The following is a 25698-nucleotide window of genomic DNA, read 5'->3' on the forward strand; positions in this document are numbered from 1 at the left end:
GGGGTGGCTGGGGTGGCTAAAGTGGGCCGGGGCGGCCGGGGCGGCCGGGGCCAAGTGTCGCAAAAAAGGGAATCGGCGCGCCGCCCAGGGTTTCCCGCGCTTGTTTGCGTCATGGCCGCTGGATAACATCCGCTAACAATACCGCCCCTTTGTCCCGGCGCGACGCATTTTCGGGTTTCCCATGTTTAAACGCACCCTTCGGCAGCACGCGCTTGCCGCGGCGCTGGCCCTGTCCGCCGCGGCCGTGGCCGGCTGGGCGGCCCTGCACACGCTGGCCCTGAAGACCGAACCGGTGCCGGCGGCCGCACCCGGCATCTACATCCCAAACCTGGGCAATACGCTGGACGAACAGACACGCAATCTGTCGCGGCTCAGCCAGGCGCTGCGCACGGGCGACCGCCTGGTGATCCTGGGGTCGTCGGAGCTCACCAGCAACGACCTGCGCTTCGTGCCCTACCGCTTCCTGGCCGACGAGCTGCAGATGCCCGTCCTGGCGTACGGCCATTCCGGGTTCCAGTCGCTGGGCATGCAGTTCGTGCTGGCGGCGCTGGCCGATGATCTGTCGCCGGCCTCGCGCGTGGTCGTGATGCTGTCTCCGGGCTGGTTCGACGGAGAGGGCGGATTGGGGCCCGACGAGTTCAAGGAGCACGCCAACCCGCTGCTGCCCCGGCTGCTGCGCCAACCCGACGGCAGGTCTGAAGTCTTGCGGTGGCTGGACGCCAAGGGCGACGCGGGCGTGTACTGGTCGATGGCGGCCGAGCAGGCATACGTGTTCCGTCAACGGCTGGCCAGCCTGTGGGCGCCAGCTTACGCCGCCCCCATTCCCGAACGGGAACGCGAAGGCCCCGCGGCGGCGGCGCGCGTGGTGGACTGGGACGCCCTGGCCGGTCAGGCGCAGGCCGCCGAGCAGGCGCTCATGACGGACAACCGCTACGCCGTGCGTGACGACTTCTTCAACAAGTATCTGCGCAGCATCCCGGAGGGCGGCAAGACCGCCTACCAGCCCCAGCCCCTGACCGGCCGCGTCGAATTGCGCGAACTCGACGCCCTGATGGGGCTGTTGCACCAGCATCACGTCAATGCGCTGTTCGTCATGCAGCCGCTGCACCCGATGGTCTTCAACGACCTGGCCCGGTTCGACCCGATACAGCGGCAGGTCGCCGGCCTGTGCCAGCGTTATGCGATGACCTGCATGGACATGTACGACGCGCCCTTCGAGGTCGGCACGCTGCGCGACGTGCAGCATCTGGGCGAGCTGGGCTGGCTGCGCGTCAACCAGAAGATCGCCGAGGTATTCCGCCCATGAAAAGAACGCTGTGGCTCTGCATGCTGTACCTGGGAATCCTGGCCGTGATGGTCATCCAGGCGGATACGTCCGCCAATCTGGGCAAGCCCATGGAGATCGAATTCCAGTATTCGAAGTTCTAAGATTTGGGGGCCGCTTCATTCAGGGACAGGTCATAAATCTGCAATAATCGGGGCATTCTCGCCGGAACCTCGCCCCCTCCCCCATGTTCGACCTCTTCCACGGCCTAGACCTTTGGGTTGGCCTCAGTCTTGTGCTGGCCCTGACATTCGTCCTGGCCTTCGAATTCATCAACGGCTTTCACGACACGGCGAACGCCGTGGCAACGGTCATCTACACCAAGGCCATGCCGCCGCATCTGGCGGTCGTCCTGTCCGGCATCTTCAACTTCCTGGGCGTCTTGCTGGGCGGCGTGGGCGTCGCCTATGCCATCGTCCATCTGCTGCCCGTCGAACTGCTGATCAACGTGGACACCGGCCGCGGCTTGGCAATGGTCTTCGCCATGCTGGCGGCGGCCATCGCCTGGAACCTGGGCACCTGGTACTTCGGCATTCCGGCGTCCAGCTCGCACACGCTCATCGGCTCGATCCTGGGCGTGGGCCTGGCCAATGCGCTGATCACCGACCTGCCGCTGGGCGAAGGCGTGAACTGGGGCAAGGCCATCGACATCGGCCTGTCGCTGGTGGCCTCGCCCATCGCCGGGTTCGCGGTGGCAGGCCTGCTGCTGCTGGCGCTCAAGCGCTGGCTGCCGCTGTCCAAGATGCACAAGACCCCCGAACAGCGCCGCGCCATCGACAACAAAAAGCACCCGCCGTTCTGGAACCGCCTGGTGCTGGTGCTATCGGCCATGGGCGTGAGCTTCGTGCACGGCTCGAACGACGGCCAGAAGGGCATCGGCCTCATCATGCTCGTGCTGATCGGCATCGTGCCGGCCAACTTCGTGCTGGACACCCACAGCACCACCTACCAGATCGAACGCACCCGCGACGCCGCCAACCACCTGATGGTGTTCTACCAGCGCAACGAAGCGCTGCTGGGCGATTTCCTGGCGCTGCGCCGCGTCGACATCCAGGAAGACCTGCCCGCCAATTTCCGTTGCGACCCCGCCCTGACCGTACCGACCATCATGGCGCTGCAAAAGGACCTGCACGGGGTTTCCAACTACGCCGACCTGTCCGCGCAAAAGCGCATCGACGTGCGCCGCTACCTGCTGTGCCTGGACGACACCGCCAAGAAGGTGGCGCGCCTGGAAGGCCTGCCCGCCCGCGAGGCCGCCGACCTGCAACGCTTGCGCGCGGACCTGACCGCCACCACCGAATACGCGCCCTTCTGGGTGATCGTGGCCGTGGCGCTGGCGCTGGGCGCCGGCACCATGGTCGGCTGGCGCCGCGTGGTCCTGACCGTCGGCGAAAAAATCGGCAAGCAGGGCATGACCTACGCGCAGGGCATGTCGGCGCAGCTGACCGCCGTGGGCGCCATCGGTCTTGCCAACGTCTTCAGCCTGCCGGTGTCCACCACCCACGTGCTGTCCTCGGGCGTGGCGGGCACCATGATCGCCAACAAGACGGGGCTGCAGGGCAACACGGTGCGCAACATCCTGCTGGCCTGGGTGCTGACGCTGCCCGCCTCGATGCTGCTGGCCGCCGGCCTGTTCTGGATCGGCGTACAGATAGCGGGCTGATCGCAGCCTGACCGATTCGGCCGTGCAGGCAATCTGCACGGCCGCTGCAACACTCTGGGTAGCGCGCCGGCCTATGCGCCCGCGCCCGGCGCCGTCTACGATGGCGCCATGATACCCGCATCCCCTACCCTGCATTACATCTTCGATCCGCTTTGCGGCTGGTGCTACGGCGCCGCGCCGCTGGTGGAGGCCGCCCGCGCCGTGCCGGGCCTGAACATCGAGCCGCATGGCGGCGGCATGATGACCGGCAGCAACCGCCAGCCGGTCACCGACGCCCTGCGCCGCTACGTCATGCCGCACGACGAGCGCATTGCGGGCCTCACCGGCCAGCCGTTCGGCGCCGAGTACTTCGACGGCCTGCTGCGCGACAGCGGCGCCGTGTTCGATTCCGAACCGCCCACCACCGCCATCCTGGCCGCGCAAACGCTGGCGGGCCGCGGCCTGGACCTGCTGCATCGGCTCCAGCGTGCGCATTACGTGGAAGGCCGGCGCATCGCCGATCCCGCCGTGCTGCGGGCGCTGGCTGTGGAGATCGGCCTGGACGCCGAGGCCTTCGACGCGGCCTACGAACAGGCACAGGGCGCCGAGACTGCCGCCCACATTGCCGCCAGCCGCCGGCTGCTGGCGCAAGTCGGGGGCACGGGCTTTCCGACGCTGGCGCTGGAGCGCAACGGCGCTTTCACGCTGCTGGAACCCAGCCGGTACCTCGGCCGTCCCGAGCAATGGCGCGACCACCTGACGGCGCGCATCCAGGGCGGCGCCTGACGCCCCGGATCAGGACTCTTCGATATCCCCGTCGCGCTGCAAAGCGCGGTGCATCGCCGGACGCTCACCCAGGCGTTCGGCGTACGCATTGAACACGGGCGTTTCGGGCACGATCTTCATCCGCATCATGTACTGCAGCGAGCCGCCCAGCACGATGTCCACAGCGGAGAACCTGTCGCCCAGGAAAAACGGCCGCGCCTGCAGCACCCGCGTCAGCACCTCTTCGACCTCGTCGGCCGACCCCCATCCCAGCGCGGCCTGATGCGGCGTCTTGAACGCCCGCTCGACCATCGCAGGCTCGAACACGCCCGTCGAATACGCCAGCCACGTCAGATAGGGACCGCGCTGCGGGTCGCCGACGACCGGTCCCAGCCCCGCCTGCGGAAACAGGTCGGTCAGGTACACCGCGATGGCGGGCGTTTCAAACACGGGCACGCCGTCATGCACCAGCGCCGGCACCTTGCGGTGCGGATGGATGTCGATGTAATCGGCAGGCATGTGCCCCGTGCTGTCGTGGCCGCGGATCGACACCATCTCGGTGTCGTAGGGCACGCCCAGTTCCTCGAGCAGCCACAGTATCCGGAACGACCGCGAACGCGGTGCGTGGTAGAGCGTAAGCATGGTCGGTCTCCTTGGGGGATCGGACCATTTTGCCCTGCGGGCCGCTACGCCGCCAAGGCCAGCAATATCCCGTATCCGCCCATGCCGAGCAGCACGGCCACGCCCGTGTTGCTGACCAGGCGCGCCGCCACGCCCGTGACGACAAGCCCGCCCACGTACGGCGCCATGTGAGCGGCCTCGTCGGCCGCGCCCAGCAGATCCGGCACGATGACGGCGGCGGCGATGCCCGCCAGCAGCGACGGCCCCAGCGCCGACAGCGCCGAGCCCTCGCGGGACAGGTGCCGCAGCAGCCGGCTGCGCTCGGACAGCATGAAGGGCAGCGCGCGCGTGAGATACGTGATGACCGCCATCGCGATGACGGCGCCCCAGAAATCCAGTCCGCTGGCGTTCATGCGGGCCTCCTGAATCGATAGGCGGCGCAGCCAATGACGGCGCCTGCCAGGATGGCGAGGCTGGTGTATCCCAGCGCAGCCACCAGGCCGGCGCCGATGACGGCGGCCAGGATGGGCAGTCCCATGCCGCGCCGGGCGCTCTGGCACACCAGCGCCATGAACAGCGCGGGCAGCGCAAAGCGCATGACTTGCGACAGCATCGGATAGTGCCGCTCGAGGCCGTCGCCGGCGTACACGCCCACGGCGGTGCCGGCGATCCACGTCAGCCAGGCGCCCAAGCCCAGCGCGACCATCCAGCCCTGGCGCCGGGCGGGTTCCACGCCCTGCAACCGGTTGAAGGCGGTGGCGAAGACTTCATCGGTCAAAAGAAAAGCAACCTTCAGGCGATCGCGCAGCGCCGCGGGCAAAAAGCGCGACAGCAGCGGGCCATAGAGCAGGTGCCGCGCATTGAGCAGCGAGCACAGCGCCACCACCCACAGCCACGGCGTGCCGGCCTTGATGGAGGCCAGCAGCAGGAACTGGCTGGCGCCCGCGTACACCAGCACGGAAATCAGGATGACCTGCAACGGCGTCAGGCCAGCCGCGATACCGGCGATGCCGAACGTCACGGCGACCGGAAAGTAGCCGATCATGACCGGCAGGCAGGATTTCAGGCCATCGATATGCGCGCCGCCGGACGGGGCGCGCGCGGCGGCGGGGGGAGTCTCCAAGGCGCTCATCGCTTTGACTTGTTGCGGCGGGCGCCCATTTTACTCAGCGGTGTGGGCGGCTTGGATTGGGGCGGCTTGGATTGGGTCGAGCCGGCTTGGCGCGGTTCAGCGCGAATCGCCGCCGGCTCAGCCCTGCGGAACGCGGCCCGATCAGATGCCTCGCGCCGTCAAGGCGTCGCGCCCAGCGCCCGCAACTGCGACTTCAGACGGCGCACCTCCTGGCTCAGGTCCAGGATGAGCGCGACGGCGTCCAGGCCGGCGCCAAAGTCATGCTCGAGCCGACGCGCGTGCAAGGCGCGTTGCAGGTCCACGCTGTAGAAACGCCATTCCGCCGGGCCGCTGCCGCTGGCATTGACGATGCCGACTTCGACCAGCCGGGCCACCCATTCCACTTCCGCGCCGCAGGCGCGCGCCAGGTCGTCTGCGTTGAGCGGCTGCGACTTGCCGACGACGGTGGCGCTGGTGATCACTATCTTCTTCATGCTCAGACCCCGAGATTGCGGCGCGGGTTGAAGGGCAGATCCTGCTGCAGCTTGCGGTAAGCGGCCTTGGCGGCTTCGCTGTCCGCCGGCGGCAGCACCAGATTCAGGACCAGGTACAGATCACCCGGCGGATCGCCGGGGATGCCGCGCCCGCGCAGCCGCAGCTTGCGGCCGTTGCTGGACCCGGGCGGCACGGACACTTCCACCGTGCCGCCGGGCGTGGGCGCCTTGACGCTGGCGCCCAGCGCGGCTTCCCACGGGGCAACCGGCAAGGTCATGTAGAGATCTCGCCCTTCGGCGCGGTAGCGCGGATGCGGCTTGAAGCGCACTTCCAGATACAGATCGCCGCTTTCGCCGCCGCCATAGCCGGGCATGCCCTGTCCGGCCAGCCGGATGTACTGGCCTTCGCGCACGCCGGCCGGGATCTTGACGCTGAGCGTGCGGCTCTGCATGTGCGGCCGGCCCTGGTCGTCCATCTGCATGGACCGCAGGCTGATGTCGCGCGTCGCGCCCTTGATGGCGTCTTCCAGCTCGACTTCGATGGCGGCGTGATGATCTTCGCCGCGCGTGCGGAATTCCTGCTGGCGTCCGCCGTGCCTGGCGCCCCGGCCACCAAAGAGTGACGAAAAGAACTCGCTGAATTGGGCTTCGTCGCCGGCCGCGGCGCCGCGGTGGAATTCGAAGCCTTCGTCCCATCCGGGCGGCGGTTGGAAGCCGCCCTCGGGCGAGACGCCCGCGGCCAGATTGTCGTAGGCCTGGCGCTTTTCGGCGTCACGCAGCACGTCGTAGGCTTCGTTGACGTCGCGCATGCGGGTTTCGGCGTCGCTTTCCTTGCTGACGTCTGGGTGATATTTGCGGGCGAGCTTGCGGTATGCCTTGCGGATATCGTCGTCGGATGCGCCCTGCTCCACCCCGAGAATGCTGTAGTAGTCCTTGAACTCCATGTTCCAGCTCACGTAGAGGGTTGAGGCCGCGTCCGGCACAGCCGGATCCGGCCTTGAATAGCCAGAAGATAGGGGTTATGGACCGATTTTTCAATGTGCGGCCGCGCGCCATGGGCCGGCCGCGGAAAGCCGGTAGCCCGATTGGCGTAGTATGTGTTTTTTCGCCCGGCATTCTGGGGGCGGACCCACCTTGCAGGATCCACGATGAAGATGAGCAACATCCCCTTCGGCACCACCGACTGGTCCGAAGTGGAACGCACCGAACACGCCGGCGAAACCGGCACGGCGTACTGGCGTACCCGCCAATTCGGCGACCTGCGCGTGCGCATGGTGGAATACACGGCCGGTTACCTGGCTGACCACTGGTGCACCAAGGGCCACATCCTGTTCTGTCTGGAAGGCGAACTGCACACCGAACTGGAAGACGGCCGCCAGTTCGTGCTGACCCCCGGCATGAGCTATCAGGTGGCCGATCAGGCAGAACCGCACCGCTCGTCCACGCAGACCGGCGCCAAGCTGTTTATCGTGGACTGACCTTTGCGGACTGCCCCCTTTGCAGGCTGACCTTTGCGGACTGACGCGCCCGCGCGACACGTCCGCATTGCACTTGCGTTACGCTTTGCAAACCAGCCGCCCCGCGCGGCCTGACCATACGTTACTTCGCCTGACCGGAGACAAGCTTTGGGCGCCCCGATTACGCTATACGTCGATTCCCTGTTTCTCAGCCCGTACGCCATGTCGGTCTATGTGGCGCTGACCGAAAAGCAACTGCCTTTCGAAGTGCGTCCCATCGACCTGAGTGCCGGCGAACAGCGCATGCAGCCGTTCCAGTGCCGCGCGCTCACCTCGCGGGTGCCGGCGCTGACCCACGCGGACTTCAACCTGACCGAATCCAGCGTCATCGCCGAATACCTGGAAGAAGCCTTTCCCCCGCCCGAACACACCGCCCTGTTTCCGTCCGCCCTGCAGGAACGCGCCCGCGCGCGCCAGTTGCAGGCCTGGCTGCGCAGCGACCTGGGCGCCCTGCGCCAGGAACGTCCCACGGAAACCGTGTTCTACGGCGAAGCCGGCCCGCCGCTGTCCGACGACGCCCATGCAGCCGCCGCCAAGCTGATCCGGGTGGCCAGCTATCTGGTCGGCGTCGGCCAGACGACCCTGTTCGACAAATGGTGCATCGCCGACACCGATCTCGCGGTCATGCTCAAGCGCCTGTCGAACGACGACCTGCCCGACACGCTGCGCGCCTACGCCGACGCCCAATGGCAACGGCCCGCGGTCCAGAAATGGCTGGAACACAACGCCGCCGCGCGGTGACCTGACCCTCATCCAAGGCGCCGCGATGCAGCTGCTGGATCACGTCTCCATCACCGTCGCCCGCCTGGACGCCGCCCGGCCGTTCTACGACGCCATCATGCGGGCGCTGGGCGCGGACAAGGTCTACGACCGTCCCGACGCGCTGGGATACGGCGAGCGCTGCGGTCCCGGCGACAGCGGCCATACCTATCTGTCGGTGTTCGCCACCCCCGACGCTTCTCCCGATCCCGCATCCGCCGCCCGGCGCCACTGGTGCTTCAAGGCGCCCACCCGGGCGGCCGTCGACGCTTTCCATGCCGCCGGCCTGGCGCACGGCGGCCGAGACGACGGCGCACCCGGCGTGCGCGCGCATTACCATCCCTTGTATTACGCTGCCTTTCTGCTGGACCCGGACGGCAACCGCGTCGAAGCGGTCTGCCATCAGTCCGATTGAGCTGGGCTGATCGGCCTTTTGACGCCCCGCAAATCGTTCTGATGTTGCACCGCACCATCCGTTGCGGTGTAATGGGGAGGTCAATTTCGCCGGTTCCACTGGGGACCGGCTCGGCGGCCATCTGTCGCCGGCAGCTCATTACAGGAGATCGCCATGGCCGCATCCGGCACCGATCACACGCTCGCCCCGTCCCTCAACCCCTGGACGGCCGCCTACGAATACGCCGTGGACGCCTGGCAGCGCGGCGTGCTTTACGCAGACGTGATGCGCCAGCGCGGCAACCAGTATCACGAACACATGGCCAAGCGCGCGCCGAACGTGCTGAGCATGGAATTCGAGCTGGTGCTGGATGGCCGGGAGCTGCCCCGTCCCGTCAATTACGGCCTCTTGCGGATCAAGCCGCCGGCCGGCGTGGAAACGGACCCGATCAAGCGCCCCTTTCTGGTGGTCGATCCGCGCGCGGGTCACGGGCCGGGCATTGGCGGCTTCAAGCCGGAAAGCGAAATCGGCGTGGCCGTGCGCGCGGGGCATCCCTGCTACTTCGCGACGTTCCTGCCGCAGCCCATGCCCACCCAGACCGTCGAAGACGTGATGATGGCCGAGGCGCGGTTCCTGGAAGAAATCATTGCGCTGCACCCGGATGCCGAGGGCAAGCCCGTCGTCGTGGCCAATTGCCAGGCGGGCTGGCAGATCATGATGACCGCGGCGGTGCGTCCTGAACTGTTCGGGCCGATCATCGTCGCGGGCGCACCGCTCTCGTACTGGGCGGGCTGGCGCGGCATGAATCCCATGCGCTACGCGGGCGGCCTGCTGGGCGGAAGCTGGCTCACGGCCATGACCAGCGACCTTGGCAACGGCAAGTTCGACGGCGCCTGGCTGGTGCAGAACTTCGAAAACCTCAATCCGGCCAACACCCTGTGGTCCAAGCAGTACAACCTGTATTCCAAGGTCGACACCGAAGCCGACCGTTACCTCAGCTTTGAAAAATGGTGGGGCGGCCACGTCTTCCTGAATGGCCCCGAAATCCAGTACATCGTCGACAACCTGTTCGTCGGCAACCGCCTGGCGACCGCCGGCCTGGTGACCTCCGACGGCATCCGCATCGACCTGCGCAACATCCGCTCGCCCATCGTGGTGTTCTGCTCCAAGGGCGACAACATCACCCCGCCGCCTCAGGCGCTGGGCTGGATTCCCGAGCTCTACCAGAACGAAGCCGAAGTCCTGGCCCACGGCCAGACTATCGTCTACGCCATTCACGAAAGCATCGGCCACCTGGGCATCTTCGTGTCCGGCAGCGTGGCGCGCAAGGAACACCAGGAATTCACCTCCAACATCGACATGATCGATGTGCTGCCGCCGGGCATCTACCAGGCCGAAATCGCCGACAAGACGCCCGACACGCCCAACGCCGATCTGGCTTTCGGCAACTACGTGCTGTCCTTCGAACAGCGCAAGCTGGACGACGTGCGCGCCATCGTCGACCGCAAGGAAGAAGACGACCAGCGCTTTGCCGCGGTGGCCCGCATCTCGGACATCAACCTGGGCATGTACCGCAGCTTCGTGCAGCCCTGGCTGCGCGCCATGGTGACGCCGCAATCGGCCGAGTGGATGCAGCGCATGCACCCGCTGCGCCTGCCCTACGAACTGATTTCCGACCGCAACCCGGTCATCGCGCCCATCGCCAAGGTGGCCGAACAGGTGCGCGAGAACCGGCAGCAGGCCGCGCCCACCAATCCGTTCGTGGTGGCGCAGGAAATGTTCTCGAACTGGATCGAGACCAGCCTGAACATCTGGCAGGAACTGCGCGATTCCGCCGACGAGCGCACCTTCATGAGCGTGTATGGATCGCCGGTCGTGCAGGATCTGGCCGGCCTGGGCGCCAAGTCCGGCCCGCCGCGCCGGCACCCGGGCGTCTCGCCGGAGCATCGCCGCTTCATGGAAGACCGCGCCGCGGAACTGCGCTCGATGCTGCAGGAAGGCGGTCTGCGCGTGGCCGCGATCCGGATGCTGTTGTATGTGTCCGGCGCCGAAGGCGGCCTGGACGAGCGCAGCTTCGCACTCATCCGCAAGATGCGCGCCGAAGCCGACAACGCGCTGACGCTGGAGGCGTTCAAGGACGTGATCCGGGAACAGGCCTTGATGATGACGCTGGATTCGGACGCCGCCATTCAAGCGATGCCCCGTCTTCTGGAGGACTCATCGGCCGCGGAAATCCGCGCCAGCCTGATCGCGATGAAGGGCGTCCTGGAAGCCGCCGAGCCGCTGAGCGACGCCGCGCGCGAAAGCCTGAACGAAATGGAGCGCATCTTCGAAGCGGCCGAACGCCGCGCGCAGCGGCGCGGACAGGGTCAGGCGCCTGCCGCGTCGCGCGGCGCCGCCGCCACGAAGTCCCCCTATCCGGTCCAGGACCTGGTCGACCTGGCAGCCGAGGTGCCCGCCAAGACCGCCCGGCCGCACCCTGATGCGGCGGGTAAGGCCGTGAATGAGGCGGAGCCGGCCAGGAAGGCCGCGCCGTCCGCATCGAAGAAGGTTGCATCGAAGGGTGCGTCCAACGGTACGTCCAACGGCGCGTCCAAAACGGCATCGAAGTCCCCGGCAAAGCCGGCAGCTAAAGCATCCAAGACTGCAGCCAAGACTGCGGCCAATGGCGCCGCCAAGACAGCGTCCAAGTCCGCACCGAAGTCCGCAGCCAAGTCCGCATCCAAGTCTGGCGCGGACGCGACCCCGGCCAAGGCGCCCGCCAAGCGCGCGACCGCCGCCCGTCAACCCGCCAAGGCCTGAGACCCATGAGCCTCCCGACGTCCACGCACTACGACAAACTCATCGCGCGCGCGCAAACGCTGGAGGCGGCGCCCTGCGCGATCGCCCATCCCTGCGATGAACCGTCGCTGTCGGCCGCGCTGGAAGCGCGCGATCTGGGCCTGCTGCGGCCCATCCTGGTCGGTCCCGAAGGCAAGATCCGCGACACGGCCGCGCAGTTCAAGCTGAACCTGGGCGACGCCCGCATCGTCGATGCGCCGCACAGCCACGCCGCTGCGGAGTCCGCCGTGGCGCTGGTGCGCAGCGGCGAGGCCTCCCTGCTGATGAAAGGCAGCCTGCACACCGACGAGCTGATGCACGAGGTCGTAGCGCGCACGACGGGCCTGCGCAGCGGCAGGCGCATCAGCCATGTGTTCATCATGGAAGTGCCGACCTACGCCGAGCCGCTGTTCATCACCGACGCGGCCATCAACATCTTTCCGGATCTGGAAACCAAGGCCGACATCATCCGCAACGTGATCGACCTGCATCTGGGATTGGGGCTGGGCGAACCGCGCGTGGCGATCCTGTCGGCGGTCGAACAGGTCACCCCCAGCATCCCCAGCACCATCGAGGCGGCCGCCCTGTGCAAGATGGCCGACCGCGGCCAGATCGCGGGCGGCGTGCTGGACGGCCCGCTGGCGCTGGACAACGCGATCAGCCCCGACGCCGCGCGCATCAAGGGCATCCGCTCGCCGGTGGCCGGCGTGGCACAGGTGCTGGTGGTGCCCGATCTGGAAGCCGGCAACATGCTGGCCAAGAATCTGACCTTCCTCGCCAACGCCGAGGCGGCCGGCATCGTGCTGGGCGCACGCGTGCCGATCATCCTGACCAGCCGCGCAGACAGCCCGCGTTCGCGCCTGGCGTCGTGCGCGGTGGCGGCGATCTACGCCAATCACCTTGCCCAGCAGCAGGCCAGACCGCTGGCCTGAACATCCCCAGCCCCGGCCTGCCCCCGCGGGCCGCCGAGCGACTTGTCTCAACGTGGAAGCACACCGCCATGAGCGACACCATCCTCGTCATCAACGCCGGCAGTTCCAGCATCAAGTTCTACCTGTACGACATCGACGACAAGCATGAACTGGCGCCCCGGCTGGGCGGCCAGCTTGAAGGCATCGGCACCACGCATCCGCGCCTGCGCGTGCGCGACGCGGTGGGCGAGACGCTGGTCGAACGCGACATCGCGCCCAGCCACGCGCCCGACGTGCCCAACGCGCAGGAAGTCGTCGGCACGTGGCTGAGCGGCCACCTGGGCGGCGCGCCGCTCGCAGTGGGGCATCGCGTGGTCCACGGCGGGCCGGATCTGTCCGAGCCGGTGCTGATCGACGACGACATCCTGGCCCGGCTTGAAACCTTCACGCCGCTCGCGCCGCTGCATCAGCCCAACAACCTGGCGCCGATCCGCGTCATTCGCGAGCGACGGCCGTGGATTCCGCAGGTCGCCTGCTTCGACACGGCGTTCCATCGCAGTCATTCCGACGTGGCCGACCGCTATGCGCTGCCCGAGCGCCTGTACCTGGAAGGCGTGCGCCGCTACGGCTTTCATGGGCTGTCCTATGAATACATCGCACAGCGCCTGAAGCAGACGCTGCCCGACATCGCGATGGGCAAGATCGTCGTCGCCCACCTGGGCTCTGGCGTATCGGCTTGCGTCATGCACCAGGGCAAGAGCGTGGACAGCACCATGGGCTTCACCGCGCTGGAAGGCCTGCCGATGGGTACGCGCCCTGGCCGCCTGGATCCCGGCGTGGTGCTGTGGATGATGGAACAGGGCATGAGCCACGACGAGATCGAACACATGCTGTATCACGATTGCGGCATGAAGGGCCTGTCGGGCATCAGCAACGACATGCGCGAACTGCTGGCGAGCAATGCGCCGTCGGCCAAGCTGGCCCTGAAGTATTTCGCGTGGCGCGTGGCCGAAGGCATGATCGGCCTGGGCTGCGCGACGAACGGCATCGACGGCATCGTCTTCACGGCGGGCGTCGGCGAAAACTCGGCCGAGATCCGTCAGGCGATCAGCGAGCATTGGGGCTGGCTGGGCATCAAGCTGGACCCCGAGCGCAACGCCCGCCACGGGCCGCGCATCTCGGCCGACGACAGCCGCATAGGCGTCTACGTGGTGCGCACGAACGAAGAGCTGGTCATCGCGCAGCACACGCTCGCGCTCGTGAGGCAGCGATGAGCGCGCAGCTGCCGCTGGCCGGCAAGCGCGGGCTGGTGACCGGCATCGCCAACGCCGACTCCATCGCGTGGGGATGCGCCAAGGCGTTTCGTGCCATGGGGGCCGAACTGGCGGTCACCTATCTGAACGACAAAGCCCTGGCGCACGTGGCGCCGTTGGCGCAGCAGGTTCAAGCGCCCTTGCTGATGCCCATGAACCTGCTGAACGACGGCGAGCTGGAAGCCGTCTTCAGCCGCATCACGGACGAATGGGGCGAGTTGGATTTCGTGCTGCATTCGGTCGCGTTCGCGCCGCGCGACGATCTGCACGGGCGCGTCACGGACTGCTCGCGCGCGGGATTTCTGCAGGCGATGGACGTATCGTGCTGGTCCTTCATCCGCATGGCCAAGCTGGCCGAGCCGCTGATGCGCAATGGCGGCGCCCTCTTCTGCATGAGTTACTACGGCTCGCAGATGGTGGTCGAGCACTACAACATGATGGGACCGGTGAAAGCCGCCCTGGAATCCGCCACGCGTTACCTGGCGGCCGAGCTGGGTCCGCAAGGCATCCGCGTGCATGCGATCTCGCCGGGTCCGCTGAAGACGCGCGCCGCGTCCGGCATCGCGGAGTTCGACACGATGCTGGATCGCGCGCAGGCCAAGGCGCCGGCGCGTAGTCTAGTGTCGATTGATGATGTGGGCGAAGCGACTGCGTGGTTGGCTACGGATGCGGCGCGGCTGATGACGGGGCAGACGCTGTATATCGACGGCGGGTATCACATCATCGATTGACGCGGCGTGTCAGACACTCGCGGGGTGTCAGACACCCCGGTCATGTGAAGGTCAGGCCAGCGTCGCCGGCCCGCCCTGGCGCCAGCGCTCGATGGCGTCGACCGCCTGTTCCGGGCTGCCGAAGATCCTGTCCGGCCCGATCTTCTTGACCAGCCCCGAACGCTGCAGCGCCTCGCGGAACTTGCCGTGGCCGCCGGCCACCAGCAGTGTGATGCCGCGCTCGTCCAGATTGCGCTTCAGTTCATACAGCGCCTCGACCGCGTCCGCGTCGGCCTGCGTCATGGCCTCGGCATCCAGCACGAACCAGCGCACGTCGCCCGCCTGCTCGATGATTTCGCGGGCGCGGCGGCGGAAGGCGTCCGCGTTGAAGAACCAGACCGAAGATTCGAACAGCCAGATCACGGCGCCCGGGACGGGTTTGGCTTGCGGATTCAGGTGCAGCTTGCCCAGCACGGTTTCACCGGGCAGCCGGCCCAGCAATGCATCCCGCGGATTGCCGGACACGTACATGGCGTAGAGCAGCGTCGCGCCTACCGAGACGGCCACGCCTTGCAACACGCCGAATCCCACCACGCCCACGGCGGCCAACACGCCGAATGCAAGCTCGATCCGCGAAATGCGCGCCAGCCGCTTGAAGGCCTGCCAATCGAAGAGGCTGGCCGCAGCCAGCAGCAGGATGGCCGACAGCGCAAACTGCGGCAGCCAGTACAGCGGCGCACTCAACAGACCCACCACGACGGCCAGCGCGGCCGCGGCGCTGATGCTGACCAGCGGCGACGAGCCACCGGCCACCAGCCCGACCGCCGTGCGCGAGTCCGCGCCCGTCACGACATAGCCCTGGAACAGCCCGGCCGCCACGTTGGCCGCGCCGAAGCCCACGAGTTCGCGATTGGGATCCACGTGTTCGCCCGTGCGCGCCGCAAAGCTGCGCGCGGTCACGATGCCGCTGGAAAAACTGACGACCAGAACGCCCGCCGCGCCCAGCAGGATGCCGTCCACGCCTTCCAGGCTGACCGGCAGATGGAAGGACGGCAGTCCGGCCGGCACGTCGCCCACCACCGCGATGCCCAGCGCCGGAAAATTGAACAGCCAGGACAGCACGCAGGTCGCCACCACCAGCAGGATGGGACCGGGCCACGACGGCCGCACGCGCTTGACGACGACCAGGAAGATGCAGGAGGCCAGGCCGAGGAACAGCGTCGGCAGCCGGATCTCGGACAGGCGGTGCGACAGTTCCATGAACGGATGAATGAGGCCGCTGTTGCGCAGTCCCACGCCGGTCAGGCCGCTGAGCTGCGACATCGCCAGCGTGATCGCGACGCCTGCCATATACCCGATGAGCACGGGCCGCGACAGCAGATTGGCCAGCACGCCCAACCGCAGGACGCGCGCGATGAGGCAGCCCACGCCCACGGTCAGCGCAATGCTGGTGGCGCCGAGCAGACGCGCTTCCGGCGTGGTCAGCGCCATGCCGGTCAGCGTGGCGGCAATCAGGGTGCAGGTGGCGGTGTCGGGACCCACGATGAGGGTGCGCGACGAACCGAAGAACGCATACGCCAGCATGCCCGCGATGGCCGCCCACAAGCCGGCGACGGGCGGCACGCCCATCATGGCGGAATAAGCCAGACCGACCGGCAGGGCCACGGCGGCGACGCTCAGCCCTGCGGTCACGTCACGCCGCGCCGATTCGCGGGTAATGCCCTGGAAGTTGGCCAGGCCAGGAATAAAGCGGAGATTCATGGTGCAGCGAGACGGATCACAAGTGAATTCCCGCCAGCAGCGGGATGACCGCCCAAGCCTACACCAACCCCAAGCCGCGCGGCGCGCGGCGAATCAAGGCGGCGGCTTTGGGTGCCGCACGCTTGGTGCGGGCGGGCGTCTGACGCCCGCCGCACGCCGCCCCTTCGCAAGGGGCGTACACAGCCGGACTTAACCCGCCGCGCGGGCTTCCAGCACGGCCACGGCCGGCAGGGTCTTGCCTTCCAGGAATTCCAGGAATGCGCCGCCGCCCGTCGAGATATAGCCGACCTGCTCGCCGATCTTGTACTTGGCGATGGCGGCCAGGGTGTCGCCGCCGCCGGCGATCGAGAAGCCGTCGGAGTCGGCAATCGCGCGGGCCACCACTTCGGTGCCGTTGGCGAATTGATCGAATTCGAACACGCCCACCGGGCCATTCCAGACGATCGTGCCCGCCTGCTTCAGGATGCCGGCCAGTTGTTCGGCGGTCTTGGGGCCGATGTCCAGGATCATGTCGTCGTCGGCCACGTCGGTGGCCGCCTTGACGGTGGCTTCGGCGTCGGCGCCGAACGACTTGGCGCACACCACGTCAACGGGAATCGGCACGGCCGCGCCGCGCTTTTTCATGATGTCGATCACGGCGCGTGCCTGATCCACCTGGTCGGGTTCCGCCAGCGACTTGCCGATGGACAGGCCGGCGGCCAGCATGAACGTGTTGGCGATGCCGCCGCCCACCACCAGCTGGTCGACCTTGTCGGCCAGCGATTGCAGGATGGACAGCTTGGTCGACACCTTCGAGCCGCCCACGATGGCGACCAGCGGGCGCTTGGGTTCGTGCAGCGCACGGCCCAGGGCGTCGAGTTCGGCTTCCAGCAGCGGGCCGGCGCAGGCCACAGACGCGAACCGGGCGATGCCGTGGGTGGTGGCTTCGGCGCGGTGGGCGGTGCCGAAGGCGTCGTTGACGTAGACGTCGCACAGCGCAGCCATCTTCTTGGCCAGCGCCTCGTCGTCCTTCTTTTCGCCGACATTGACGCGGCAGTTTTCCAGCAGCACGACCTGGCCGTGATCGACCTTCACGCCGTCAACCCAGTCGCGCACCAGCTGCACGGGCATGCCCAGCAGCTCGGACAGGCGCTGGCCGACCTTGGCGAGCGAATCGGCGTCGGTCAGGACGCCCTCTTTCGGACGGCCCAGGTGCGACGTGACCATCACGGCGGCGCCGGCGTCCAGCGCCAGGCGGATGCCGGGCACCGAGGCGCGGATGCGGGTGTCTTCGCTGATGCGGCCGGCGTCATCGAACGGAACATTGAGGTCGGCGCGGATGAACACACGCTTGCCGGACAGGGCGCCGGCCTTGGCCAGCGCGGACAAAGTTTTGACCTTGGACATATTTGGATTCCTTCGGTAGGCGAACAAAGGGGACGAACCCATTTTCCGCAATGGCGGAAAACAAATCCGTCCCCTTATGGACTGGCGGTGTGCTTACTTGGCCGACATCAGCGCGACGGTGGTGTCGAGCATGCGGTTCGAGAAGCCCCACTCGTTGTCGTACCAGGACGAGACCTTGACCAGACGGCCCGAGACCTTGGTCAGCGACGCGTCAACGGTGCTGGAGGCCGGGTTGTGGTTGTAGTCGACCGAGACCAGGGGTTCGGTGTTGTAGTCCAGGATGCCCTTCAGTTCGCCTTCCGAGGCGGCCTTCAGGATGCTGTTCACTTCTTCGGCGGTCGTGTCGCGGCTGGCCACGAACGACAGGTCGACCAGCGACACGTTGATGGTCGGGACGCGGATGGCGTAGCCGTCCAGCTTGCCGTTCAGTTCCGGCAGGACCAGACCCACGGCGGCGGCAGCGCCGGTCTTGGTGGGGATCATGCTCATCGTGGCCGAACGGGCGCGGCGCAGGTCTTCGTGGTAGACGTCGGTCAGGACCTGGTCGTTGGTGTAGGCGTGAACGGTGGTCATCAGGCCGTTTTCCAGACCCAGCTTGTCGTTCAGCGGCTTGACCAGCGGGGCCAGGCAGTTGGTAGTGCACGAGGCGTTGGAGATGACGGTGTCCGTCGACTTCAGCACGCCATGGTTGACGCCGTAGACGATGGTGGCGTCGACATCCTTGCCGCCGGGGGCCGAGATGATGACTTTCTTGGCACCGCCCTTGATGTGCGCGCCGGCCTTTTCCTTGGTGGTGAAAAAGCCCGTGCATTCCAGCACGACGTCGACCTTCAGGTCGCCCCACGGCAGTTCAGCCGGGTTGCGGTTGGCCAGCACGCGGATCTTGTCGCCGTTGACGACCATGAACTCGCCGTCGACTTCGACGGTGCCCGGGAACTTGCCGTGGGCGGTGTCGTAGCGCGTCAGGTGCGCGTTCGTCTTGGGATCGCCCAGATCGTTGATGGCGACGATTTCGATATCGTGCTTCTTGCCACCTTCGTAGTGGGCACGCAGGATGTTGCGGCCGATGCGACCGTAACCGTTGATGGCGACGCGAATGGTCATGACTAAGCTCCTTTTTTACAAAACTTGCTTGACGGTCTCGGCCACCTTGTCGGCGGTCAGCCCGAAGAACTTGAACAGTGCGCCGGCCGGTGCGGATTCGCCGTAGCGGTCGATGCCGACCACGGCGCCTTCCAGGCCCACGTACTTGTGCCAGAAAGCGGTGACGCCGGCTTCGACAGCGACGCGCGGCAGGCCTTTGGGCAGCACGGATTGCTTCCAGGCGGCGTCCTGCTTGTCGAAGACGTCGGTGCTGGGCATGGACACCACGCGCACGGCGATGCCTTCCTTGGCCAGCTGCGCCTGGGCGTCCAGGGCGATGGCGACTTCGGAGCCGGTGGCGATGATGACGGCGCGGGCGCCCTCGGCATCGCGCAGCACATAGCCGCCGCGGGCGATGGCGTCCACCGTGGCCGCGTCGCGCGGCACGAACGGCAGGTTCTGGCGCGACAGCAACAGGGCCGTCGGGCCGCCGTCATGCACGTCCATGCCGATGCTGGCCGGGCGCGTCACGGCGGCGTTCCAGGCGACGGCGGTCTCGGCCGTATCGCAAGGACGCCACAGCGACAGGTTGGGAATGAGGCGCAGGCTGGCCGCGTGTTCGATCGACTGGTGGGTCGGGCCGTCTTCGCCCAGGCCGATGGAGTCGTGCGTGAACACGTGGACGACGCGCTGCTTCATCAGCGCGGCCATGCGGATGGCGTTGCGCGAGTAGTCGGAGAACGTCAGGAACGTGCCGCCGAACGGCAGGTAGCCGCCGTGCAGCGCGATGCCGTTCATGATGGCGGCCATGCCGAATTCGCGCACGCCGTAGTTGATGTGGCGGCCGAGCTGGATGCCCTTGTCGCCGGCGCGGACGGCGGCAACGCCCTTCCAGTCGGTGAAGTTGGAGCCGGTCAGGTCGGCCGAGCCGCCCAGCATTTCCGGCAGCAGCGGCGCCAGCGCGGCGATCGCGAATTGCGAGGCCTTGCGGGTGGCGACGGTTTCGCCCTTTTCGAGCGTGGCGGACAGGAAGGCCTTGAACTGCTCGGCGTAGCCGGCGGGCATCTCGCCCTTCATGCGGCGCGTGAATTCAGCGGCCTCGGCGGGGAATTCGGCGGCGTAGGCGTCAAAGCGCTTCTGCCATTCGGCCTGGGCTTCGGCGCCCTGCTTGCGGCCGTCCCAGCCGTCGTACACGTCTTGCGGAATCTGGAAGGGTTCCGACGACCAGCCCAGCGCGGTGCGCGTGGCGGCGATTTCGTCCTTGCCCAGCGGCGCGCCGTGCACGTTGTGCGTGCCGGCCATGTTGGGCGAACCCTTGCCGATCACGGTGCGGCAGACGATCAGCGTGGGCTTGTCCGACTGCGAACGCGCGGCCTTGATGGCGGCGTCGACAGCGGCGACGTCATGGCCGTCCACGCCGCGGACGACGTTCCAGCCGTAGCCTTCGAAGCGCTTGGCGGTGTCGTCGGCGAACCAGTGTTCCACATGGCCGTCGATGGAAATGCCGTTGTCGTCGTACAGCACGACCAGTTTGCCCAGCTTGAGCGTGCCGGCCAACGAGCACACTTCATGCGAAATGCCTTCCATCAGGCAGCCGTCGCCGGTGAACGCGTAGGTGTGGTGATCGACGAGCGTGTGGCCCGGCTTGTTGAATTCGGCAGCGAGCAGCGCTTCGGCCAGCGCCATGCCCACGGCATTGCCCAGGCCCTGGCCCAGCGGGCCGGTGGTCGTTTCCACGCCCGGGGTGATGCCCACTTCGGGGTGGCCCGGCGTCTTGGAATGCAGCTGGCGGAAATTCTTGATCTCTTCGATCGGCAGGTCGTAGCCCGTCAGGTGCAGCAGGGCGTAGATCAGCATCGAACCGTGGCCGTTGGACAGCACGAAGCGGTCGCGGTTGGCCCAGGCGGGATCTTTGGGATTGTGGCGCAGGTTGCCGGCCCACAAGGCTTGGGCGATTTCCGCCATGCCCATGGGAGCACCCGGATGCCCGGAGTTCGCTTGTTGCACGGCATCCATCGCGAGGGCGCGGATGGCATCCGCCAAGGCAAGTTTAGGGGCGGTCGGATTGCTCATTCGGAAGGCTCTTTGAAACCGGCGCGCCTACAGAGGAAATAGGGCCGGTTGAGTAGGTTGCGAAGCAGGAGATTTTAGCATCAGGGGATTTCCCGGAGGCCATCGGCCGGATGCCCTATGTAATCGCGGGTTTCGGGCGAATTGCGCGGGCAATGTAAGCTACGCGAACTTGTCACCTCCCCCACTCTCCGAATTCCGCAATACGTCATGCCCGCCCCCCGTTTCTACTGCGACGCCCCGCTGACCGCCGGCGCCCGCATCGCCCTGCCGGAAGCCCTTGCCCATCACGCCCTGCGCGTACTGCGCCTGCGGGCCGGCGAAGCCGTCACGCTGTTCAACGGTCAGGGCGGCGAGTACCCGGCGGTGCTGGAAGTCGAGGGCAAGGCCGGCTTCGCCCAGCTGGGCGACTTCAATCCGCGCGAAGCTGAACTCGGTGGGCGCATCATCCTGGCCCAGGGCCTGCCGTCGGGCGACAAGATGGATTGGGTGGTCGAGAAAGCCGTGGAACTGGGCGCGGCCCGGGTCAGCCCCATCGCCGCGCAGCGCAGCGTATTGCAGCTGTCGGGCGCCCGGCTGGAAAAGCGCGTCGCCCACTGGCAGCGCATCGCGCAATCAGCCGCGGAGCAATGCGGCCGCAACCGGTTGATGACCGTCGACGCGCCGCTGACGCTGGAAGACTGGCTGGCCCAGCCTGCCGACGGCCTGCGCGTGCTCTGTCACCCCGAGGCCGAGCAAGACCTGGCCGGCATGCTGCAAGGCGCATCGGATCAGACGGGCATCACCCTGCTGGTGGGGCCGGAAGGCGGCTGGTCGGACAAGGAACTGGAAGCGGCCCGCAAGGCGGGTGTGCAGGCCGTGCGCTTCGGCCCCCGGGTGCTTCGCACCGAGACGGCCGGGCTGGCGCTGCTGTCGGCGATCAGCGCCCTGCGCGGGTGGTAGGTCAGTCGTTCTCGCCGTAAGGGGCAGCGGCCACGCCGGGCTCGGGTTCGGGATGCGCGCCGGCGTGTTCGATCACATAGGCAAACACGCGGCCGTTTTCGTGCGCGAAATCCGCGGCATCGGAGCACACGGTTTCGATGCGGCCGGCGTCCTCTTCAAGTGCCGGATCACCGGAATGCAGGCGGTACAGCCACAGCACCACGCCGGATTTGTGATCCAGCACCGTGTCGCACAGGCAGTCGTACAGGGCATCGAGATTGCCGCCGAAGTATTCAGGAAAATCCACCGCCTTGACGATGGCGCGCAATACGGCCGAGCGGCTGCGGCACGGGTCGCAATTGGCAACAAACAAGGACAGGCCAAGTTCGTGCGCGGCGTCCACCACGGCCTTCTTGTCGAGCCCGTCGTGAGCCAGCGCACCGCCGCGCATCAGCTGCCGCTGCAAAGTAGATTGGCCATTGCGCGTCATGCCTGTGCCTCCCTGAAAAAGGCGATCACTTCATCGTTACGTCGCATCGTATCGGCATAACCCAGTTCTATCAATCGCTTGGTGTAGCCGGCTTCGAACAGGAGGTAGGACATCAGCGCCCCGCCCCCCGGACGGTTTGGATCGGACGATACACCGAGTACGCGGAAAAGCGCACGCGCTTGTGCAGGCATATCGTGCAAATGTTCAAGCGCCATCAAATCCAGCGACTGGCTGGGCGTGATGGTAAGCACCTCGATGCGGCGCACGGTGGGCGGCGCGCCGTTCGGACCGGCGTGGTCCATCAGGTAATTGATGCGCTCCAGACGCTCGACATCCGCCGACAACCCATCCAGGAAGATGCTGGACAGCGCATGACCACCGACCTGCGCCAGCGACGGATACGGCGGCGAATCCTCGCGATTCTCAGGGTGGGTGTCGTCGCGGTAGCCCGTGCCTATCACCATGACGCGGTGCGCGCCAAGGTGGATCGCCGGGCTGATAGGCGCAAGCTGGCGCATCGAACCGTCGCCGCACCATTCGCCCTTGCCGTGCACCTGCACCTGGCGCGCCAGAAAGACAAAGGGAATGGCCGACGACGCCATCAGGTGTTCGATGCCGATGGGCGTGGGGATGGCCAGCCGCAGGTAGCGGTGCCAGGGTTCGATCGGGGTGTGCGCCTGGTAGAACGTCAGGTGCTCGCCGCTGGTGTAGCCCGACGCGGTGATGGCCAGCGCGGACAGCGAACCGCTCTCCAGGTTGGAACGCAGATTGCTGAAGTCCAGCACGCGTTCCAGCAGCCCCTGCATCGGCGTGTTGTCCAGCAGCGAGTGCGGACGCTTGCGCGTCAAACCGGAATACATCCACCCCAGCGACAGAAGGCCCAGCCACCGCACGCCGGTGCGGATCAGCCCGGGCGCGTCGGCCCGGTAGATCATGTCGGTGTTCAGCGACGACCACAGGCGGCGGATGCGCCGTACGCCCAGATGGGGCCGGTCGGCGCGGCAGGCCAGCGCGGCGGCGTTGATGGCGCCGGCGGACGTGCCGCAGATGATGTCGAAGGGGTTCTGGAATCGGGAATGCCAGTCCGGGTCCAGCAGCTCCATGATGGCGCTGAGCACCCCGACCTGATAGGCGGCGCGCGCGCCGCCGCCCGTCAGGACCAGGCCGGTAGGCGTGCGCGGGCACGCCCTGCCGGCCGGTTTGACTTCAACGTGGCGTATTGACATCGACCACCGTCATCGCGGTCATGTTGACGATGCGGCGCACGGTGGAGCTGGAGGTCAGGATGTGCACGGGGGCATTGGCGCCCAGCAGGAACGGACCCACCGCGACGTTGCCGCCCGCCGCCGTCTTGAGGAGGTTGTAGGCGATGTTGCCCGAGTCGACGTTCGGGCACACCAGCAGATTGGCTTCGCCCTTGAGCGTAGAGGACGGCAGGATGCGCATGCGCAGGGCCTCGTCCAGCGCGCAGTCGCCGTGCATCTCGCCGTCGATCTCCAGTTCCGGATCCATCTGCCGCACCAGTTCCAGCGCGCGGCGCATCTTGGCGCCCGACGCCGAGCTGCCCGAACCGAAATTGCTGCGCGACAGCAGCGCGGCCTTGGGCGCCAGATACATGCGGCGCATCTCGCGCGCGGCGGCCACGGTGAATTCCGCAATCTGCTCGGCCGTGGGCTCGTCATTCACGTGCGTGTCCACCAGGACCACCGTGCGCTCGTTGAGCAGCAGGATGTTCATGGCGGCGTACACGTTGTGGCCCGGGCGGCGGCCGATCACTTCATCCACGAAACGCAGGTGATCGTGATACGCGCCGACGGAGCCGCAGACCATGCCGTCGGCATCGCCCAGGTGCACCATCATCGCGCCGATCAGCGTCATACGGCGGCGCATTTCCACGCGCGCCATTTCCTTGGTGATGCCGCGGCGGCACATGCGTTCCCAGTAGGTCGTCCAGTACTGGTGGAAACGCTCGTCGTATTCGGGGTTGGTGACTTCGACGTCCTCGCCCAGGCGCAGACGCAGGCCCAGCTTTTCGATACGGGTCAGCAGCACCGACGGGCGGCCGACCAGGATCGGGCGGGCCAGGCCTTCGTCCACCACCACTTGCACGGCACGCAGCACGCGCTCGTCTTCGCCTTCCGCGAACACGATGCGCGCCGGGCCGCCTTCGCGCACGATGCGCTTGGCCGCCGAGAACAGCGGCTTCATGAACGCGCCCGAGTGGTACACGAATTGCTGCAGTTGCTCTTCGTAGGCTTCCAGATCCGCCAGCGGACGCGTGGCCACGCCCCCGTCCATCGCGGCCTTGGCCACCGCCGGCGCGATGCGCACGATGAGGCGCGGATCGAAGGGCTTGGGGATGAGGTATTCGGGGCCGAACGAAATGTCGAACGTGCCATAGGCGGCCGCCACGACTTCGTTCTGTTCTTCCTCGGCCAGTTCGGCAATGGCGTACACCGCCGCCTTTTCCATTTCGCGCGTGATGGTCGTGGCGCCCACGTCCAGCGCACCACGGAAGATGTACGGGAAGCACAGCACGTTGTTGACCTGGTTCGGGTAGTCCGAACGGCCCGTGGCCATCACCACGTCGTCTCGCACGCCGTGGGCCACTTCGGGCAGGATTTCCGGCGTGGGGTTGGCCAGCGCCAGGATCAGCGGACGCGAACCCATGGCGGCGACCATTTCGGGCTTCAACACGCCGCCGGCCGACAGGCCCAGGAACACGTCGGCGTCCTGGATCACCTCGGCCAGTTTGCGGGCGTCGGTCTTTTGCGCAAAACGCGCCTTGTCCGGATCCATCAGCGTGGTGCGGCCCTCAAAAACCACGCCCTCGATGTCGGTGACCCAGATGTTTTCCAGCGGCAGGCCCAGGTCCACCATCAGGTCCAGGCACGCCAACGCCGCGGCGCCCGCGCCGGACGTAACCACCTTGACCTGCTTGATGTCCTTGCCCACGACCTTCAGGCCATTGATGAAGGCGGCCGACACACAGATCGCCGTGCCGTGCTGGTCGTCATGGAAGACGGGAATCTTCATGCGTTCGCGCAGCTTGCGCTCGACGGTGAAGCACTCCGGCGCCTTGATGTCTTCCAGGTTGATGCCGCCGAAGGTGGCTTCCAGGCCGGCAATGATCTCGACCAGCTTGTCCGGGTCGGTTTCATTGATTTCGATGTCAAAGACATCCAGGCCGGCGAACTTCTTGAACAGCACGGCCTTGCCTTCCATGACCGGCTTGGACGCGAGCGCGCCGATATTGCCCAGGCCCAGCACCGCGGTGCCGTTGGTGATGACGCCCACCAGATTGCCGCGGGCCGTGTAGCGGAACACGTTGGCCGGATCCGCCACGATTTCCTCACAGGCCGCCGCCACGCCGGGCGAGTACGCCAGCGCCAGATCGCGCTGGTTCGTCAGCTGCTTGGTCGGCGTGACCGAGATTTTGCCGGGGCGCCCGTGCTCGTGATATTCAAGGGCGGCTTTGCGAAGGTTGGCATCCATAGGGCGGCTACTGGCTAGAGTGTGTGACACGAAAGAGGGAGGAATTCTATTCCCATGACGGGCCGTGCGATACGCGGGCCCTGCTCTTTCTTGAGGTCGAGCGCGGGAATC

At 66.9% G+C, this 25698-nt stretch carries 24 protein-coding genes; 12 read left to right on the forward strand and 12 right to left on the reverse strand.

The features are described 5' to 3' along the window. Positions 1 to 181: 181 nt before the first annotated feature. The 4 genes from MHZ91_RS05310 (at position 182) to MHZ91_RS05320 (ending at position 3752) form a co-directional block, all read left to right on the forward strand. A complete protein-coding gene (locus MHZ91_RS05310; RefSeq protein WP_239212814.1) occupies positions 182 to 1306 on the forward strand; it encodes a D-alanyl-lipoteichoic acid biosynthesis protein DltD in 1125 nt (374 codons plus the stop codon). Continuing rightward, positions 1303 to 1428 carry a hypothetical protein gene (locus tag MHZ91_RS28240; protein ID WP_255595213.1) on the forward strand — a complete coding sequence of 42 codons (126 nt, stop codon included), beginning with the start codon at positions 1303 to 1305 and terminating at the stop codon, positions 1426 to 1428. Before MHZ91_RS05310 ends, MHZ91_RS28240 begins: the two co-directional genes overlap by 4 nt. 83 nt (positions 1429 to 1511) lie before the next feature. Further along, complete coding sequence (locus MHZ91_RS05315) at positions 1512 to 2987, forward strand: inorganic phosphate transporter (protein ID WP_175125856.1); 1476 nt, start codon at positions 1512 to 1514, stop codon at positions 2985 to 2987. A 108-nt stretch (positions 2988 to 3095) separates the two neighbouring features. Further along, the gene (locus MHZ91_RS05320; protein ID WP_239212815.1) at positions 3096 to 3752 is read left to right on the forward strand and encodes a DsbA family protein; all 657 of its coding nucleotides are present in this window, start codon (positions 3096 to 3098) and stop codon (positions 3750 to 3752) included. 9 nt (positions 3753 to 3761) lie between these two features. Here the strand turns inward: MHZ91_RS05320 and MHZ91_RS05325 are convergent, their stop codons facing one another. From MHZ91_RS05325 to MHZ91_RS05345, 5 genes are all read right to left on the reverse strand, one after another. After that, positions 3762 to 4373: a glutathione S-transferase family protein gene (locus MHZ91_RS05325; RefSeq protein ID WP_175138198.1), complete on the reverse strand. Its 612-nt coding sequence runs from the start codon at positions 4371 to 4373 to the stop codon at positions 3762 to 3764. A 44-nt stretch (positions 4374 to 4417) separates the two neighbouring features. After that, positions 4418 to 4765 carry an AzlD domain-containing protein gene (locus MHZ91_RS05330; protein ID WP_239212816.1) on the reverse strand — a complete coding sequence of 116 codons (348 nt, stop codon included), beginning with the start codon at positions 4763 to 4765 and terminating at the stop codon, positions 4418 to 4420. Continuing rightward, positions 4762 to 5397 carry an AzlC family ABC transporter permease gene (locus MHZ91_RS05335; RefSeq protein WP_239213000.1) on the reverse strand — a complete coding sequence of 212 codons (636 nt, stop codon included), beginning with the start codon at positions 5395 to 5397 and terminating at the stop codon, positions 4762 to 4764. Before MHZ91_RS05335 ends, MHZ91_RS05330 begins: the two co-directional genes overlap by 4 nt. 245 nt (positions 5398 to 5642) lie before the next feature. Beyond that, positions 5643 to 5957, reverse strand: a complete 315-nt coding sequence (locus tag MHZ91_RS05340; protein WP_175124564.1) for a chaperone modulator CbpM — start codon at positions 5955 to 5957, stop codon at positions 5643 to 5645. A 2-nt stretch (positions 5958 to 5959) separates the two neighbouring features. After that, the gene (locus MHZ91_RS05345) at positions 5960 to 6901 is read right to left on the reverse strand and encodes a DnaJ C-terminal domain-containing protein (RefSeq protein WP_239213002.1); all 942 of its coding nucleotides are present in this window, start codon (positions 6899 to 6901) and stop codon (positions 5960 to 5962) included. A 204-nt stretch (positions 6902 to 7105) separates the two neighbouring features. Between MHZ91_RS05345 and MHZ91_RS05350 the strand changes: the two genes are divergently transcribed. The 7 genes from MHZ91_RS05350 (at position 7106) to fabI (ending at position 14402) form a co-directional block, all read left to right on the forward strand. After that, on the forward strand, positions 7106 to 7435 hold the full coding sequence (locus tag MHZ91_RS05350) for a DHCW motif cupin fold protein (protein WP_175124563.1): 330 nt from the start codon (positions 7106 to 7108) through the stop codon (positions 7433 to 7435). Positions 7436 to 7582: 147 nt separating this feature from the next. After that, positions 7583 to 8215 carry a glutathione transferase gene (gene yfcF, locus MHZ91_RS05355; RefSeq protein WP_239212817.1) on the forward strand — a complete coding sequence of 211 codons (633 nt, stop codon included), beginning with the start codon at positions 7583 to 7585 and terminating at the stop codon, positions 8213 to 8215. Between the two features lie 25 nt (positions 8216 to 8240). Then, positions 8241 to 8648, forward strand: a complete 408-nt coding sequence (locus MHZ91_RS05360; protein ID WP_218343131.1) for a VOC family protein — start codon at positions 8241 to 8243, stop codon at positions 8646 to 8648. Between the two features lie 153 nt (positions 8649 to 8801). Next, complete coding sequence (locus MHZ91_RS05365; RefSeq protein WP_218343130.1) at positions 8802 to 11429, forward strand: DUF3141 domain-containing protein; 2628 nt, start codon at positions 8802 to 8804, stop codon at positions 11427 to 11429. A gap of 5 nt (positions 11430 to 11434) precedes the next feature. After that, positions 11435 to 12379, forward strand: a complete 945-nt coding sequence (locus MHZ91_RS05370; protein WP_218343129.1) for a phosphate acetyltransferase — start codon at positions 11435 to 11437, stop codon at positions 12377 to 12379. A gap of 68 nt (positions 12380 to 12447) precedes the next feature. After that, positions 12448 to 13632 carry an acetate/propionate family kinase gene (locus MHZ91_RS05375; RefSeq protein ID WP_175124559.1) on the forward strand — a complete coding sequence of 395 codons (1185 nt, stop codon included), beginning with the start codon at positions 12448 to 12450 and terminating at the stop codon, positions 13630 to 13632. Continuing rightward, on the forward strand, positions 13629 to 14402 hold the full coding sequence (fabI, locus tag MHZ91_RS05380) for an enoyl-ACP reductase FabI (protein WP_239212818.1): 774 nt from the start codon (positions 13629 to 13631) through the stop codon (positions 14400 to 14402). Before MHZ91_RS05375 ends, fabI begins: the two co-directional genes overlap by 4 nt. Before the next feature lie 51 nt (positions 14403 to 14453). Here the strand turns inward: fabI and MHZ91_RS05385 are convergent, their stop codons facing one another. From MHZ91_RS05385 to tkt, 4 genes are all read right to left on the reverse strand, one after another. Then, on the reverse strand, positions 14454 to 16142 hold the full coding sequence (locus MHZ91_RS05385) for a SulP family inorganic anion transporter (RefSeq protein WP_239212819.1): 1689 nt from the start codon (positions 16140 to 16142) through the stop codon (positions 14454 to 14456). Positions 16143 to 16331: 189 nt separating this feature from the next. After that, positions 16332 to 17528, reverse strand: a complete 1197-nt coding sequence (locus tag MHZ91_RS05390) for a phosphoglycerate kinase (protein WP_175138191.1) — start codon at positions 17526 to 17528, stop codon at positions 16332 to 16334. 93 nt (positions 17529 to 17621) lie between these two features. Further along, the gene (gap, locus tag MHZ91_RS05395) at positions 17622 to 18632 is read right to left on the reverse strand and encodes a type I glyceraldehyde-3-phosphate dehydrogenase (RefSeq protein WP_056570971.1); all 1011 of its coding nucleotides are present in this window, start codon (positions 18630 to 18632) and stop codon (positions 17622 to 17624) included. Between the two features lie 15 nt (positions 18633 to 18647). After that, entirely contained in the window at positions 18648 to 20684 is a 2037-nt protein-coding gene (tkt, locus tag MHZ91_RS05400; protein WP_239212820.1) for a transketolase, read from the reverse strand. A gap of 207 nt (positions 20685 to 20891) precedes the next feature. Between tkt and MHZ91_RS05405 the strand changes: the two genes are divergently transcribed. Next, the gene (locus MHZ91_RS05405; protein WP_239212822.1) at positions 20892 to 21623 is read left to right on the forward strand and encodes a 16S rRNA (uracil(1498)-N(3))-methyltransferase; all 732 of its coding nucleotides are present in this window, start codon (positions 20892 to 20894) and stop codon (positions 21621 to 21623) included. A 1-nt stretch (position 21624) separates the two neighbouring features. On the opposite strand, the gene MHZ91_RS05410 is transcribed toward MHZ91_RS05405, so the two are convergent. From MHZ91_RS05410 to MHZ91_RS05420, 3 genes are read right to left on the reverse strand one after another with little or no spacing between them, the layout of a single operon-like run. Continuing rightward, the gene (locus tag MHZ91_RS05410) at positions 21625 to 22092 is read right to left on the reverse strand and encodes a barstar family protein (RefSeq protein WP_056570977.1); all 468 of its coding nucleotides are present in this window, start codon (positions 22090 to 22092) and stop codon (positions 21625 to 21627) included. After that, complete coding sequence (locus MHZ91_RS05415) at positions 22089 to 23318, reverse strand: patatin-like phospholipase family protein (protein WP_239212824.1); 1230 nt, start codon at positions 23316 to 23318, stop codon at positions 22089 to 22091. Before MHZ91_RS05415 ends, MHZ91_RS05410 begins: the two co-directional genes overlap by 4 nt. Further along, the gene (locus tag MHZ91_RS05420; RefSeq protein ID WP_239212826.1) at positions 23299 to 25587 is read right to left on the reverse strand and encodes an NADP-dependent malic enzyme; all 2289 of its coding nucleotides are present in this window, start codon (positions 25585 to 25587) and stop codon (positions 23299 to 23301) included. The genes MHZ91_RS05415 and MHZ91_RS05420 overlap by 20 nt, the downstream gene beginning before the upstream one ends. Positions 25588 to 25698: the final 111 nt, after the last annotated feature.

The organism is Achromobacter sp. ACRQX (assembly GCF_022346505.1).
Lineage (GTDB): Bacteria > Pseudomonadota > Gammaproteobacteria > Burkholderiales > Burkholderiaceae_B > Achromobacter > Achromobacter animicus.

Excerpts from the sequence above, each read along its gene's own strand:
- MHZ91_RS05310 (WP_239212814.1), top strand. The coding sequence starts at position 182 with ATGTTTAAACGCACCCTTCGGCAGCACGCGCTTGCCGCGGCGCTGGCC.
- MHZ91_RS28240 (WP_255595213.1), top strand. The coding sequence starts at position 1,303 with ATGAAAAGAACGCTGTGGCTCTGCATGCTGTACCTGGGAATCCTGGCC.
- MHZ91_RS05315 (WP_175125856.1), top strand. The coding sequence starts at position 1,512 with ATGTTCGACCTCTTCCACGGCCTAGACCTTTGGGTTGGCCTCAGTCTT.
- MHZ91_RS05320 (WP_239212815.1), top strand. The coding sequence starts at position 3,096 with ATGATACCCGCATCCCCTACCCTGCATTACATCTTCGATCCGCTTTGC.
- MHZ91_RS05325 (WP_175138198.1), bottom strand. The coding sequence starts at position 4,373 with ATGCTTACGCTCTACCACGCACCGCGTTCGCGGTCGTTCCGGATACTG.
- MHZ91_RS05330 (WP_239212816.1), bottom strand. The coding sequence starts at position 4,765 with ATGAACGCCAGCGGACTGGATTTCTGGGGCGCCGTCATCGCGATGGCG.
- MHZ91_RS05335 (WP_239213000.1), bottom strand. The coding sequence starts at position 5,397 with ATGATCGGCTACTTTCCGGTCGCCGTGACGTTCGGCATCGCCGGTATC.
- MHZ91_RS05340 (WP_175124564.1), bottom strand. The coding sequence starts at position 5,957 with ATGAAGAAGATAGTGATCACCAGCGCCACCGTCGTCGGCAAGTCGCAG.
- MHZ91_RS05345 (WP_239213002.1), bottom strand. The coding sequence starts at position 6,901 with ATGGAGTTCAAGGACTACTACAGCATTCTCGGGGTGGAGCAGGGCGCA.
- MHZ91_RS05350 (WP_175124563.1), top strand. The coding sequence starts at position 7,106 with ATGAAGATGAGCAACATCCCCTTCGGCACCACCGACTGGTCCGAAGTG.
- MHZ91_RS05360 (WP_218343131.1), top strand. The coding sequence starts at position 8,241 with ATGCAGCTGCTGGATCACGTCTCCATCACCGTCGCCCGCCTGGACGCC.
- MHZ91_RS05365 (WP_218343130.1), top strand. The coding sequence starts at position 8,802 with ATGGCCGCATCCGGCACCGATCACACGCTCGCCCCGTCCCTCAACCCC.
- MHZ91_RS05370 (WP_218343129.1), top strand. The coding sequence starts at position 11,435 with ATGAGCCTCCCGACGTCCACGCACTACGACAAACTCATCGCGCGCGCG.
- MHZ91_RS05375 (WP_175124559.1), top strand. The coding sequence starts at position 12,448 with ATGAGCGACACCATCCTCGTCATCAACGCCGGCAGTTCCAGCATCAAG.
- fabI (WP_239212818.1), top strand. The coding sequence starts at position 13,629 with ATGAGCGCGCAGCTGCCGCTGGCCGGCAAGCGCGGGCTGGTGACCGGC.
- MHZ91_RS05385 (WP_239212819.1), bottom strand. The coding sequence starts at position 16,142 with ATGAATCTCCGCTTTATTCCTGGCCTGGCCAACTTCCAGGGCATTACC.
- MHZ91_RS05390 (WP_175138191.1), bottom strand. The coding sequence starts at position 17,528 with ATGTCCAAGGTCAAAACTTTGTCCGCGCTGGCCAAGGCCGGCGCCCTG.
- gap (WP_056570971.1), bottom strand. The coding sequence starts at position 18,632 with ATGACCATTCGCGTCGCCATCAACGGTTACGGTCGCATCGGCCGCAAC.
- tkt (WP_239212820.1), bottom strand. The coding sequence starts at position 20,684 with ATGAGCAATCCGACCGCCCCTAAACTTGCCTTGGCGGATGCCATCCGC.
- MHZ91_RS05405 (WP_239212822.1), top strand. The coding sequence starts at position 20,892 with ATGCCCGCCCCCCGTTTCTACTGCGACGCCCCGCTGACCGCCGGCGCC.
- MHZ91_RS05410 (WP_056570977.1), bottom strand. The coding sequence starts at position 22,092 with ATGACGCGCAATGGCCAATCTACTTTGCAGCGGCAGCTGATGCGCGGC.
- MHZ91_RS05415 (WP_239212824.1), bottom strand. The coding sequence starts at position 23,318 with ATGTCAATACGCCACGTTGAAGTCAAACCGGCCGGCAGGGCGTGCCCG.
- MHZ91_RS05420 (WP_239212826.1), bottom strand. The coding sequence starts at position 25,587 with ATGGATGCCAACCTTCGCAAAGCCGCCCTTGAATATCACGAGCACGGG.